The sequence below is a fragment of the Tuberibacillus sp. Marseille-P3662 genome, from assembly GCF_900178005.1.
Taxonomy (GTDB): domain Bacteria; phylum Bacillota; class Bacilli; order Bacillales; family Sporolactobacillaceae; genus Marseille-P3662.
Map to the genome: position 1 here is coordinate 193,085 of NZ_FXBS01000004.1, position 13,466 is coordinate 206,550.

Annotated in this window: 12 protein-coding genes; 5 read left to right on the plus strand and 7 right to left on the minus strand. The window is 44.1% G+C overall.

From position 1 onward, the window contains the following. Positions 1–122 precede the first annotated feature (122 nt). Positions 123–1,022 carry a LysR family transcriptional regulator gene (locus B9Y89_RS04550; RefSeq protein WP_085521947.1) on the plus strand — a complete coding sequence of 300 codons (900 nt, stop codon included), beginning with the start codon at positions 123–125 and terminating at the stop codon, positions 1,020–1,022. Positions 1,023–1,064: 42 nt separating this feature from the next. Here the strand turns inward: B9Y89_RS04550 and B9Y89_RS04555 are convergent, their stop codons facing one another. Then, entirely contained in the window at positions 1,065–1,787 is a 723-nt protein-coding gene (locus tag B9Y89_RS04555) for a GntR family transcriptional regulator (protein ID WP_085521949.1), read from the minus strand. A gap of 553 nt (positions 1,788–2,340) precedes the next feature. Here B9Y89_RS04555 and xsc point away from each other — a divergent pair. From xsc to B9Y89_RS04575, 3 genes are all read left to right on the plus strand, one after another. Further along, positions 2,341–4,101, plus strand: coding sequence for a sulfoacetaldehyde acetyltransferase (xsc, locus tag B9Y89_RS04565; protein WP_085521953.1), 1,761 nt, complete (start codon positions 2,341–2,343; stop codon positions 4,099–4,101). Positions 4,102–4,171: 70 nt separating this feature from the next. Further along, a complete protein-coding gene (ald, locus tag B9Y89_RS04570; protein ID WP_085521955.1) occupies positions 4,172–5,314 on the plus strand; it encodes an alanine dehydrogenase in 1,143 nt (380 codons plus the stop codon). Positions 5,315–5,325: 11 nt separating this feature from the next. Then, positions 5,326–6,693 carry an aminotransferase gene (locus B9Y89_RS04575; protein ID WP_085521957.1) on the plus strand — a complete coding sequence of 456 codons (1,368 nt, stop codon included), beginning with the start codon at positions 5,326–5,328 and terminating at the stop codon, positions 6,691–6,693. Positions 6,694–6,781: 88 nt separating this feature from the next. Here B9Y89_RS04575 and B9Y89_RS04580 read toward each other — a convergent pair whose 3' ends face one another. From B9Y89_RS04580 to B9Y89_RS04590, 3 genes are all read right to left on the minus strand, one after another. Next, complete coding sequence (locus B9Y89_RS04580; RefSeq protein ID WP_085521959.1) at positions 6,782–7,819, minus strand: ABC transporter substrate-binding protein; 1,038 nt, start codon at positions 7,817–7,819, stop codon at positions 6,782–6,784. 338 nt (positions 7,820–8,157) lie between these two features. Then, positions 8,158–9,741, minus strand: a complete 1,584-nt coding sequence (gene serA / locus B9Y89_RS04585; RefSeq protein ID WP_085521961.1) for a phosphoglycerate dehydrogenase — start codon at positions 9,739–9,741, stop codon at positions 8,158–8,160. Then, on the minus strand, positions 9,734–10,885 hold the full coding sequence (locus B9Y89_RS04590) for a pyridoxal-phosphate-dependent aminotransferase family protein (RefSeq protein WP_085521963.1): 1,152 nt from the start codon (positions 10,883–10,885) through the stop codon (positions 9,734–9,736). The genes serA and B9Y89_RS04590 overlap by 8 nt, the downstream gene beginning before the upstream one ends. 489 nt (positions 10,886–11,374) lie before the next feature. On the opposite strand from B9Y89_RS04590, the gene B9Y89_RS04595 reads away from it, so the two are divergent. Next, positions 11,375–11,854, plus strand: a complete 480-nt coding sequence (locus B9Y89_RS04595; RefSeq protein ID WP_085521964.1) for a glutathione peroxidase — start codon at positions 11,375–11,377, stop codon at positions 11,852–11,854. Positions 11,855–11,960: 106 nt separating this feature from the next. Here the strand turns inward: B9Y89_RS04595 and B9Y89_RS04600 are convergent, their stop codons facing one another. The 3 genes from B9Y89_RS04600 to B9Y89_RS04610 are packed head-to-tail and all read right to left on the minus strand — an operon-like array spanning position 11,961 to position 13,349. Continuing rightward, on the minus strand, positions 11,961–12,218 hold the full coding sequence (locus tag B9Y89_RS04600) for an atypical membrane-integrating protein (Mistic protein) (RefSeq protein ID WP_085521966.1): 258 nt from the start codon (positions 12,216–12,218) through the stop codon (positions 11,961–11,963). Positions 12,219–12,238: 20 nt separating this feature from the next. Then, the gene (locus B9Y89_RS04605; protein ID WP_085521968.1) at positions 12,239–12,976 is read right to left on the minus strand and encodes an MBL fold metallo-hydrolase; all 738 of its coding nucleotides are present in this window, start codon (positions 12,974–12,976) and stop codon (positions 12,239–12,241) included. A 19-nt stretch (positions 12,977–12,995) separates the two neighbouring features. Further along, on the minus strand, positions 12,996–13,349 hold the full coding sequence (locus B9Y89_RS04610) for a hypothetical protein (RefSeq protein ID WP_085521970.1): 354 nt from the start codon (positions 13,347–13,349) through the stop codon (positions 12,996–12,998). Positions 13,350–13,466 lie beyond the last annotated feature (117 nt).

Genomic DNA, 13,466 nt, shown 5'->3' on the forward strand with positions numbered 1-13,466 from the left:
ATTGCTTACATATCCATCATATGGTGGGTTCTATCATAAGTAAAATTAATTATTTATATAGTTATAATAAGTGATATTATATAGTTGAGATGTAGATAGGTAACGGAAAATGAGGTGAATATATGCTCGATCAACAATTGCTTGTCTTTGTGACGGTTGCCGAAAGAAAGAATTTTTCCCGGGCTGCCGAGGATCTTCATATAACGCAGCCAGCTGTGAGTCACTATATTAAAATTATTGAGGAGAACATGGGGACAAAATTACTGGAACGCAATAACAAAGTCGTGAATCTGACAAAAACGGGTGAAGTCGTCTTCCCTTTTGCTAAGGAGATACTTGGACTTTATTCACGCATGCAGAATGTAGTCGATGATATGATGCACACAGCAAAAGGCAAACTAACCGTTGGCGCCAGTTATACATTCGGGGAGTATGTTTTACCGCATGTGATCGCGGATTTGCGCCGGGAGTATCCAGACATTACGCCATCGATTACGATTGGCAATACGACAGAGATCGCCCAACAAGTGGCCAATCGTCAACTGGATGTCGGCATTGTTGAAGGTGATGTCACCCTCAGCCACCTTTATATTGAACCTCTTGCCAATGATTTAATGGTTGCGGTCGCCCGCACTGGACACCGGATCACTCAAAAGCGTCCATTAACATTATCTGAATTAGAAAAAGAAACATGGATCATTAGAGAACCTGGTTCCGGAACACGTGAAGTGACGGAACGGATGTTTACCGAGACAGGCCTATACCCTGAATCAGTGATGGCGTTTGGCAGTACACAGATTATAAAAGGGGCGGTTGAGGCTGGCCTTGGCATCTCCTTTTTATCACGATGGGTCATTCGAAAAGAATTGGAACTCGGTACCATTCAGATTCTTGATATGGAGCCCTTTCCATTTAAACGCCAATTTTCATTAGTGACCCAAGCAACTCCTTTTCAAACGAAGGCTATGGAGATTTTTGTCGATTTGTTACACCAAAAAGTCGCGGAGGATAATGATATCTGACCCCGCTAACATCTAGCGGGGGTTAGATGGCTTTCAATCCATTCATTCTTGGATACTATGTCTTCTAGACATTTTCATTCTAAAGGAATACATATCAGAAAGAAACTTGCCTTTATAATATTCAATTAACTGGCCGTTGGCATCGTACATCATTCTTTCGGTCGTTAATAGAGACAAATTGCTGGGGTCAGCTTGAAGGATGTCAGCATCTTCTTGACTTGCTTGCTCACAAGTAACAATCTGTTCAGCATCCCAAAACTGGAAATTTAGATCTCGCTCCAATACATCATATAATACTGCCTGCGTAAGGTCGTAATGAATCAATTTCTCACCGATTTCAATAGGATAATAATGCGACTCAATGGCCACCGGGATTTGGTTTTTTGAACGCAGGCGTATGATATAATAACATTGTCCCTGAAAATCATCGATTGATTTCAGATTAGAAGGGGTTGCTACTTTTTTGTAATCTAATAATGTGATATCTAAATGTTTGGCAATTTCAGTGAAATTGGTAATGCTCAACCACTCTTGGACAGGACGATCGGAAACAAACGTCCCCCGCCCATGCCGCTTTTCTAAAATCCCCTCTTGTACAAGAGTTGAAACAGCTTCACGAACAGTACTGCGACTGACATTATATTCATCCATCAATTCTCGTTCACTTGGAATTTGCTCCGTATAATACCCTTCCTGAACCCTTTTTTCGATGATTTGACTTAACTGGGCATGAAGGGGTAATGGACTTTTTTGATTTAATTTCATGACATAATCCTCCATCTTTAACTGTTAACGACCTTCCATATAAAGTTGTTATCTTTATTATCAATAAAATGGGCTTAGAAAGCAAAAAATATAAAAGTTCACGTGGAGACAGGACAACTCACAACCTGGAGCACCCGTTCAGAAAACATTTGCCCTACTCGGTATGATTAGTGGCATATCATTCTTCGGATTACTCGTCATCCCTGGATCACCGGGTTTTTTAAGTACACCTTCATGGATTGCTCTTTTTGTGTGGATCATCATTGGTGCGGTTTTTTATGCAACAAAAGTGAAGTATTTTAAACAATTAAGCAAAAGCGAGCTTGATTACCTGATTTTAGGGACGTCCAAGGAATCAAAACAAGATATAGCTAAATAAATATCAGAAAATTTTTATTTGAGTGTTGACTTCTAAGTTTGCGCTGTTTATCATAATATATAGTACACTGGTACGGACGTCGTATCGTCATTGACCGATAAGGGTTTTTCAAATCCCAACTGGTACGGACGTCACGTTGTCCTAACCAAATTTCTTTAAGAAGGAGCGACAAACATGGCCAAAACTGAAGCTGAATTAACAGGTACGAAACTAAAACTGACACCAAGTGAGGCAATTGTTGAACAACTTCTCGCGGAAGGCATTAATCAAATCTACGGCATTCTGGGATCTGCGTATATGGATATGCTCGACCTCATGCCGACAGCGGGAATCGATTTTATTCCTGTACGCCACGAACAAAGTGCCGCCCACATGGCTGATGCTTTCACACGGGTGACAGGTAAAGCTGGCGTGGTTATCGGGCAGAACGGACCTGGCATTACAAATATGGTGACATCCGTTGCTGCCACTAATATGGCCCATACACCAATGGTCGTTATTTCACCATCTGCAGGTACCCCTTCAATTGGTTGGGATGGCTTCCAGGAGTGTGACCAGGTATCAGTGTTTGAATCCATTACTAAAGAGACTGTTCGTGTTCCTCATCCAAGTCGCGTGGCGGATTGCTTAAGGACAGCCTTCCGGATTGCTTATGCTGAACGTGGTCCGGTCTTATTTGATATTCCTCGTGACTACTTTTATGGCGAAATCGAAACGGAAATATTAGAACCGCACCAATATAGAGTTGCGCACAAAGGATACGGTGACACAGCTAAAATTGACGAAGCTGTTGACCTCTTAGGTCAAGCCAAAAATCCGGTGATTATTTCCGGCCGCGGAGCTGTCGATAGTGATGCCATTGAGACCGTCAAATCCATTAGCGAATATCTTACAGCACCCGTCGCTGTATCATATATGCACAATGATGCCTTTCCAGATAACCATCCGCTCGCTGTTGGGCCTATCGGCTACATGGGATCAAAAGCAGCTATGAATACATTAAAAGATGCTGATGTCGTTTTAGCCATTGGAACACGGCTATCCGTATTTGGCACCTTACCATGCTATGACATTGATTATTTTCCGAAAAATGCTAAGATTATTCAAATTGATGTCAATGCTAGAAATATCGCAAGAACGCACCCTATCGAAGTGGGTATCTTAGGTGATGCCAAGGCTGCTAGTGATGAAATCTATAGTCGTTTGGCCGACCAATATCCTAATATAGACCGTAACGAAAAACGCCTGAATCAAGTTTCCAAAATGAAGGAAAAGTGGAAACAAGAATTGACTGCTGAAGCGATGGTCGACGGTCATCCCATGAATCCAAGAAGAGCCTTACTCGAGATATCCCAATTATTACCGGATAACGCTATTGTCACATCCGATATTGGTAACACTTCCTCGACATCTAATGCCTATTTAACATTTAATCAACCACGCAAGCATTTGGCTGCCTTAACGTTCGGTAACTGTGGCTTTGCCTATCCTGCCGCTATGGGTGCTAAGTTAGGTGAACCGGATTGCCCGGTTGTTGCCATTGCTGGTGACGGTGCATGGGGAATGAGTCTCCATGAAGTTAGCACCGCTGTTGAGCAGAATCTTCCTGTCGTCGCTTGCGTATTCAATAATGGCGCCTGGTCGGCGGAGAAGAAAAACCAAGTAGATTTTTATAACAATCGTTTCGTTGGTGCCGATATTGACGGACCTAACTTTGCCGAAGTAGCCAACAGTATGGGAGCCAAAGGCATCTACGTCAATACGCCTGAAAGCTTGATCGATGCTTTCAAAACGGCACTCGAATGTGACAGACCGGTAGTCTTAGATATTCAAGTTGATGGGACACAACTTGCGCCGCCATTTAGAAAAGATGCTCTTAATAAACCAACACGTTATTTAAACAAATATAAGCACCTTGACCACCGCAACTGGTAAGTTCCTTGAGCAGGAAGACCCTGTGTCTTCCTGCACCCATTCACTTTTTCTAAAAGAGGGGTGATTGAATATGATCATTGGTGTTCCCAAAGAAATCAAAAACAATGAAAACAGAGTGGGTATGACTCCCGCCACCGCACACGCTTACAATGAGCATGGACATCAAGTCCTCGTCGAATCAAAAGCTGGAATCGGTAGTGGTTTTTCAGACGCAGCATATAAAGATGCAGGTGCAACATTGATTGACGATCGCGCTGAAGTATGGAATCAGGCCGACATGATTGTCAAAGTAAAAGAACCCTTAAAAGAAGAATTTCACTATTTCCATGAAGGTTTAATTCTATTTACCTACCTCCATTTAGCTGCTGAGCCTGAATTAACAGAAGCGTTAGTCAACAATAAGGTGACAGCCATCGCTTATGAGACGATTCAATTAGACAACGGTTCTCTGCCCCTTCTCACACCCATGAGTGAGGTTGCAGGGCGGATGTCCGTACAAATTGGGGCTCAATTCTTGGAGAAGCCGCACGAAGGGAAAGGCGTTTTGTTGGGTGGTGTCCCTGGTGTGAACGCTGGTCGTGTCGTGATCCTAGGCGGCGGGATTGTTGGCACAAACGCAGCTAAAATGGCTCTAGGGTTAGGAGCTCAAGTCACGATATTAGATATTAATCCGGGTCGTTTAAGGGAAATCGACGATCGATTTAGTGGCCGTATCCAAACCCTGATATCAAACCCATTTAATATCGCTGAAGCCGTCAAATCCGCCGATTTGGTCATCGGAGCTGTACTCATTCCCGGTGCCAAAACGCCGACTTTAATTTCAGAAGAGATGGTTGAAGCCATGGAAGCGGGCTCAGTATTAATTGACGTGGCCATTGATCAAGGAGGAGCAATTGAAACGATGGATCACATTACAACCCATACGGAACCAACGTATACCAAACATGAGGTCGTTCATTATGCCGTGGCCAACATGCCTGGAGCTGTTCCCCGGACATCGACGATTGCTTTGAATAATGTCACGTTTCCATATGGGCTCAATATCGCGAATAACGGCTATGAACACGCCGCTTCAACAAACAAAGCGCTCGCAAAAGGCATTAATGTGGTTAATGGCCATGTCGTTCATGAAGCTGTTGCCAAAACACATGGATTCGTTTATTCACCTATTATTCAAGCACTTTCAACCGGTTCCCAAAGTCTGATTAGTTAGGAGTGTGAATTATGAATTCTTTTACAGAGAATGAAGACTTGCTCGAAAAAGACGAAAAACACCTATGGCATCCGATGCATAAATCCAACGACAGCTCACCAATGATTGCTGCTAAAGGAGACGGCGCTTGGTTTAAAGATACGGAAGGCAAGCAATACATGGATGGGGTGTCGGGGTTATGGTGTTTAAACTTAGGTCACGGTCGTAAGGAAATTGCCGAAGTCGCCTACCAACAAATGGTTGAATTAAGTTATTTTCCTTTAACCAACAGTCACATACCAGCAATCCAGCTTTCCGAAAAAATGAGTCGTCTACTGCCGACAGATTATGTCACCTTTTTCTCTAATAGTGGCTCGGAAGCCAATGAAACAGCTTTTAAAATGGCGAGACAATATCATAGTCAAAATGGGAATCCAGGAAAGTATAAATTTATCTCTCGTTATCGGGCCTACCACGGTTCGACGCTTGGGGCTTTAAGCGCAACGGCTCAAGCGAACCGGCGGGTGAAATATGATCCCACCGTTCCAGGCTTTTTACACGTTCCACCGCCCTACAGCTATCGGAGTCTATTCGGTCCGGGAGAAGAAGGTGATGTGGCAGCAGCCGACTACGTTGAGGAAGTCATAAATTGGGAAGGGGCTGAGACGGTCGCCGGTATGATATTGGAACCCTTCATCTCAGGCGGCGGCGTCCTCATCCCTTCTAGCAACTATTTAAAACGAATTTACGACATTTGTCAAAAATATAACGTCCTTATGATTGTTGATGAAGTCGTGTCTGGATTCGGCCGAACTGGTCAAATGTTTGGCTTCATGCATTCTGAAGGCGTTGAACCGGATATGATTACCATGGCTAAAGGGCTAACCAGCGGTTATTTACCATTAGGGGCAACGGCTGTGAAACGTGATATCTATGAATCTTTTAAACAATCGGGAACCGACAACCATTTCCGCCATGTCTCTACTTACGGTGGTCATCCTGCGGCCTGCCAAGTCGCATTAAAGAACATTGAGATTATTGAAAGAGATAGTATCGTCGAGCGCGTCAAGGAATACGGCGGATCCATCCTTAGTGAACTATATGAACTTAACCAGTCAAGCAATGTCGGTGACGTTCGCGGGATCGGTTTTCTCTATGGCATTGAATTAGTCGAAGACAAATACACCAAAGCCCCTGCATCAAGCGAATTAATTGGAAAAATTATAACGGCGTGCAAAGACCGGGGGTTAATCATTGGCAAAAACGGTGACACAGTACCGGGATATAACAATGTGTTGATCTTGGCTCCACCTTTATCTTCAACTGTTGAAGACCTAAGATTTCTCGTCGACACAGTGAAAGACGTGATTTTCGAGGCGACAAATGATAACCCGAAGTAAGCTGGTAAAATCCGATGGCAATCAATGCCACCGGATTTTTTATCGTTGCTGTAACACAGCTTCAAGAGTGTGTTTCTTCTCGGAACACCTAAAGCGCCTGTTTCACTTTCTTGGCCACATCTTTCGGAACCCACTTTGTCCAGACATCTGTATGATTTTTCAGCCACCAATGAGCCGCCTCTTTGGCTGAGCCATCATTATCTTCCATATAGACAAGTCCTTCATTGGTCAGCTTACTGCTAGTATGATATTGTTTCAGAAACTTAACAATCTCCGGTGATGTATTAGTTAGATCCGCATTGATCGCAATTGGGATTTCTTGTTGTGGAAATGCTGTTCCATAATTTTTATTCCAGACTTTAGGGTCATAATCAGGTTCTTCTAATTTCGTCATATCATATTTTCCTAGGATCCAACTTGGTGAATATGAGTAACCTAACCAAGGTTCACCGGCATCATAGGCCTTCTTAAGAGAAGTATTAAGTGCCATGCCTGAACCTGGAGAGAAATAATTATACGTTTTATCAAGGTTATACGTCTCCATTTTTTGTTTAAGAACCTTATCAGCTCCCCATGATGACGGTGAACCAACAATACGTCCTTTATCCTTCTTTTTTGAAGCCTTAAAGAGTTCCTGATATTTAGGTAAATCTTTCACTGAATGCAAATCGGGAGCCATAGGTTCAATGCCACGCTTTGGATCACCTTCAATGACATAGGTCGGAACAAAGTAACCTCGCTCGGTATCCCCAAAGTTGACGCCTATCTGTTTGATTTTGCCATTTTCAATAGCCTTATCATAGGAATCCCCCATGCGGTTTCCCCATATTTCCATATAAACGTCGATGTCTCCTTGTTTCAAACCCAAAAGGGCGATGGACATGGAGTTCCTTTCCACTTTCGTTTTATACCCGTAACCTTCTTGTATGATAGTACTAGCGATTTGGTTATGTAGCCGAATACTGTTCCAGCCGGCATCAACAAAAACGATTGTTTTATCCTGATCACCGCCGTTTGCTTTCTCACTGCTGGCTTGATTATTTGTTCCACAAGCAGCTAATAATAACATTGAAATGGCAATCATAATCATTGAAATTGGCCGTAGTGTCTCTGTCCATATCTTCATGTAAGCTTGTCCTCCCTCAGTAAATGAATCGTTTGGATTGACTCAAGATGATGCCTCTATCGACTGCTTTCTATCTTCTGCATCATAGCAGACAGGCTGATGGATCTCCAAACCCACTCAGAGACTATTTGCAGAGCTGAGTTCCCTCAGTAACCTTCAGTAAAGCTCAGTGAACGTCAGTGATACAATTTTGATTTTTTGTATTGAACAAATTAAACAACATTCCATTAATTGGTCTATCATTATCATAGCAATGAATGCTGATGATGCTGTTGCCATAAAAAAATCCCCTTAACAACAATGTTAAGGAGACTATAATTGGAAGACTCATAGATTTTCTAATTGAGCACGATATTTTTAATTTTGTGGATATCGTCTAAGTCCGTTAAACGGCTGACGACATCTTCGTCGACGGATCGGTCAACCGTCAATACCATGATTGCATTTCCACCCATCGCTTGACGCCCCACTTGCATCGTTCCGATATTGATATTGGCTTCACCGAGGATGGAGCCGACTTTACCAATGGCACCGGGTAAGTCACTGTGGTGGATGAGCACCAAATGTTCCTCAGGTGCGACGTCAATGGCGTAATTATCAATTTTATTAATTCGTGCGCCATAACCGTTCAGTAATGTGCCTGAAACACGGCGAATCTCTTGATCCGTTGTGACTTCGACTTGAACACTGCTCGTGAATCCGCCAGTATGTGCAGATTGCTCGATACTATGCGAAATACCGTACTCTTTAGCGAGATGTTCAGCATTAATGATGTTCACACGGCCACCTAAGTAATAGGAGAGGACTCCCTGTAAAATTGTTCGTGTGAGCGGTGTCGTTTCGGTTTCAGTCAGCTCACCTGAGTAGGTCATTTTAACAGATACCGGCGTGCCTTCGATGATTTGGATCACCGATTCCCCAAGCTGGCGCCCCAGCGGAATGTATGGATTGAGTTTTTCCAATACAGCCGGAGAGACCGTCGGCAAATTGACAGCATTGGTAAAACGTCCGTCCTTCAAGTGATCAACAACCTCCTGAGCAACATCCAAAGCGACATTCTCTTGCGCTTCCGCCGTTGAAGCCCCAAGATGCGGTGTCACAACGACCTCAGGCAGGGTTGTTAGTTCCGACTGCTGCAGGGGCTCCTCTTCAAACACATCCAAGGCTGCGCCCACCACTTTGCCGGCCTTAATACCTCGAACAAGCGCATCTTCATCAATGATGCCACCTCTAGCACAGTTGATAATGCGGGCATTCGTCATTTTCTCAATCGCCGCATCGTTGATAAGATGGTGTGTCTCCCTCGTAAGTGGCGTATGAACCGTCATAAAATCGGCTTGCGTAAAAATCTCGTCTAATTCGCTTTTTTCTACTCCAATTTCTTTGGCCCGATCTTGAGTCAAAAATGGATCATAAGCAAGAATCGTCATTTGAAAACTTCTGGCGCGCTGAGCAACTTCGGCTCCGATCCTTCCCATGCCTAGGATGCCAAGCGTCTTACCTTTCAGTTCCACACCGCGATATGATTTGCGATCCCAATGACCTGATATCGTTGATTGATGGGCACTCGGAATATTCCGGGCCAAAGACATCATCATGGCCATGGCATGTTCCGCTGCAGATATCGTATTACCTGACGGCGCATTGACGACTAAAATACCTTTCGCTGTTGCTGCATCCACATCAATGTTATCAACACCAACACCGGCACGGCCGATCATTTTCAATTGATCAGCGGCATTGATAATCGTCTCGTTCACTTGCGTTTGGCTTCTGACAACTAAAGCATCATAGGATTTAATGGTTGCTTGAAGTTGTTCCGACGTTAAGTCTGTTGACACTGTCACTTCCACATTCGGGTCTTCCTGTAATATCGCCAACCCTGCATCGCTGATGGGGTCACTAACAAGGACTTTATACATTCTGACTAAGCACCTCCTGAGCAGCACGCACACCTGCTCCATATTCAATATCCATACCTAATTGCTTCAGACCCATTTCTAGTACGCTGACGGTTGATAGAATATCAACCGGCGTACAGTCACCCATATGACCAATACGAAAGACTTGACCCTTGAGCTGTTTTTGTCCGCCCGCCAACGCGAGTCCATAGGTGTCTTTAACTTGTTTTCGCAGCTCATCCGGGTTATACTGTTCCCCTTTAATAGCGGTGACTGTTGGAGAGGCATCGTCATCCGATACCAACAGCGGCAATCCGTGTGCTTTCACAGCTGCACGCGTCATATCCTTTATAAGGCGGTGACGCGCGAATACATTTTCAAGACCTTCTTCTTGAACAATGTCACACACTTCGTTCAAACCTTGAATGAGTGAAACCGCTGGTGTATATGGGGTTGTGTTTTTCTCATAGGAATCACGACACGCTTGTAAGTCAAGGTAAAATGATGGACGCTTGTTACCTTCAATGACCTGCCAAGCCCGTTCACTTGCTGTGACAAGTCCGAGTCCAGGCGGTAACATGAGTGCTTTCTGTGAACCCGTTACCACCATGTCGATGTCCCACTCATCCATTTGCATAGGAACACCGCCGAGACTGCTGACGGCGTCGACAATGACTAAAGCATCACTGTGCTGATGGACGACCTCAGCATAGTCTTTGACTGGATTTAACACACCCGTTGACGTCTCGCAGTAGGTTGCAATCACTGCTTTGGCATTGCTGTGTTGCTGCAAAAATGACTTTAGTGTATCAGGTGGACAAGCCCGTCCCCATTCCACGTCAAGTCGATGAGTGACAACACCATATTGTTCACATATTGCCGCGAACCGGTCACCAAAGGCTCCCGTGACAACAACAATCACCTCATCACCCGGCTCTAGGGTGTTGATAACCGCCGTTTCGAGTGCAGATGTCCCACTCCCGGTTATCATATAGACCGGTTGTGTCGTTCCAAACAGCGGCTTTAATTTTTCGCTGACAGATGCGAACAATTGAGCAAAATCTTCGCCGCGATGTCCGATCATCGGTTGATTCATCGCATATTTGACACGGTCTGGTACCGGCGTCGGACCCGGCGTCCTTAATTGATCCTTACCTAAAAACATAGCCTTCTCCTCCCAGTTGATTCGTTATAAATTATGGAATGAATGCAAAAATCCCCCGCCGCTCATCAGCAGCGAGGGACGAAAAGCCGTGGTGCCACCCTCATTCACCACCGTTTTCTATCAAACGATGGCCTCTATCGGTTTGTAACCGCGCGATAACGGTGCGACCGGACAACCCTACTCGGTTCGAGCCTCAGTTCAGAAGTGCTTGGATTCCGAAAAGCGCCTGACCGGTTCGCAGCAACCACCGGCTCTCTGAGCATCCGCTTAACCACCCGTCTTCGTCACAACTGTTCGTCAATGTTCGATTAATAGTTCATATTCTAACAATTAACGTTACTACTGTAAAGTATAAAAATCAGTTGGATTTGAATTTTGATTTTCTTTTTGATCTGTTTGATCATCACCATTAATACGAGAATGGAACAAATCTTTTGACGATTCATGGAATACAATGATAAAGTTTTGACAAAATGGAGGCGAGATGACATGAGCGTCTATGATTTTTCAGCTAAAACAATCATGGGTGAGGACAAAGCGTTATCGGATTACAAAGGTGATGTGCTTTTAATCGTGAATACCGCCAGCAAATGTGGATTCACACCCCAGTATAAAGCACTGCAAGCCTTGTATGAAAAATATCATAATGACGGACTTGAAATCCTCGGATTCCCCAGCAATCAGTTTATGAATCAAGAACCAGGATCCAATGAAGCTATTCAAGATTTTTGCCAACTCAACTACGGCGTCACATTCCCGATGTTCAGTAAAGTTGATATCAAAGGTCCAGATGCCCATCCTCTGTTCCAATATTTAACCGAACAAGCGCCTGGCTTCCTTTCAAAGCAAATTAAATGGAATTTTACTAAATTCTTGATTGACCGCAATGGCACCGTGTTGAACCGGTATGCGCCGACAACAAGGCCGGGGCAGATTGAACCTGATCTTCAGGATGTGTTAAAGCGATGATCTGATCATCTTGCAATTTGGTTGACGATGCCGCCAAATGTGTAGATAATCCCGCGAATTTGGCAAATAATCACGCCAATTCAGTAAAAAATCCCACCATGTCACTTCAACTTTCCGTTGCTTCATCATCCAAAGGTAACCATGAAAGCATTTCTTTGACGATCGCATTCAGTTTTTGATCGACCGCATCTTCTCCAAATTTCTGCTTGGCCTTTTCAATATGTGCTAACACCTCATCGTCAAAATGGATAACGGGGACATCTTCTTCTAAATTGTTGTAGATCTCAATAATGTCCTCCAAACCTTGATTCATTTGATCGATGGCGTCGCTGAACGATTGTGTATCTGCTTCATTGGCTTTCATTATCATCGCCACCTTTTTCGTTAAAATTCCCACGTCCATCCGGACGCTGCCAACGCGATTGTGCCATGATAGACGTCAGTTGCCTCAACAACGAGATTCTGATGCTCACCATAATGCGGTAAATGTGTGAGAAGCAGTTGCTTAGCTTCCGATTTTTCCGCAAGTTGCCCGGCTTCTTCACTCGTCATATGACCCGCCTTAGCACCATCCTGACCTTTATAAAAATTACATTCACTAATGAGCAAGTCGGCATCTTGGGCGAACGGTACCAAATCATTGAAATAAGCCGTATCAGCTGTAAAGACTAGCACGCTGGAACCATCGGTGATCCGCATCGCCGCGCACGGAACAGGGTGCTTAGTTTTGATAAAATCAAAATGAAACGGTCCAATGTCCAAGGGTTTTTGAATGTCATACGGAACGGCTTGAGCGATGTTATGAAAATCGAGCTGCTTAAATGATTTCGGCGCCTCCTGATGTCCATAAATCGGTAGCACCGGTAGAGGGTCATCATGCAAATAACTTTGAACGAGCCGTGCAAAGTGCAGTGGCCCAATATCAGCCACGTGATCATTGTGATAGTGCGAGACAATGACCGCATCTAGATCCGTCGGAGCGATATAATATTGTAATTGCGATAAAACAGCACTACCGCAATCAATCAGTAAATTAAAACCCTCATGTTGTAGCAGGTAACCCGTTGTGGCTTCTCCTGCTCCAGGGTAACCGCCCCAAAATCCGACAACCGTTAATTTCATAAGACATCCCCCAAATATGTTATTTCTTGTTCCAAGGTTTGAATGATTGGATTTTTGCTTTTAGACTTGCGGCATCACCGTCAAACGTCATCGCGCGGTCATCAACATAGACAATAGCCGGCACTTTTTCGCCCGTGATGTCGTCGACCTCAATATCATGCTCCTGAAGCCATTGCTGAATCGCTGCCTTGCCGCCTTTATGTAAACTACGCGAAGAAACAACGACAATTTTGTACTTATGACGTAATTCGGCAATCACTTCCTTCATTCCTTCTACCGGTGGATCTACAATGTTCTCCGCTCCCTGATAACCGCTTGTATAACTGTGAATGACACCATCAAAATCAAGCGCAACAGTCGGTTTCCCTTTCATAAAAAAAATCACCTCTCAAGACCTATTATCGCATGAGAGGTGACTAATTATCCTTCTATTACCATATTATCTAACATATACGGACGCAATCGTCATTCTTTTGAATATGAGCGCGCA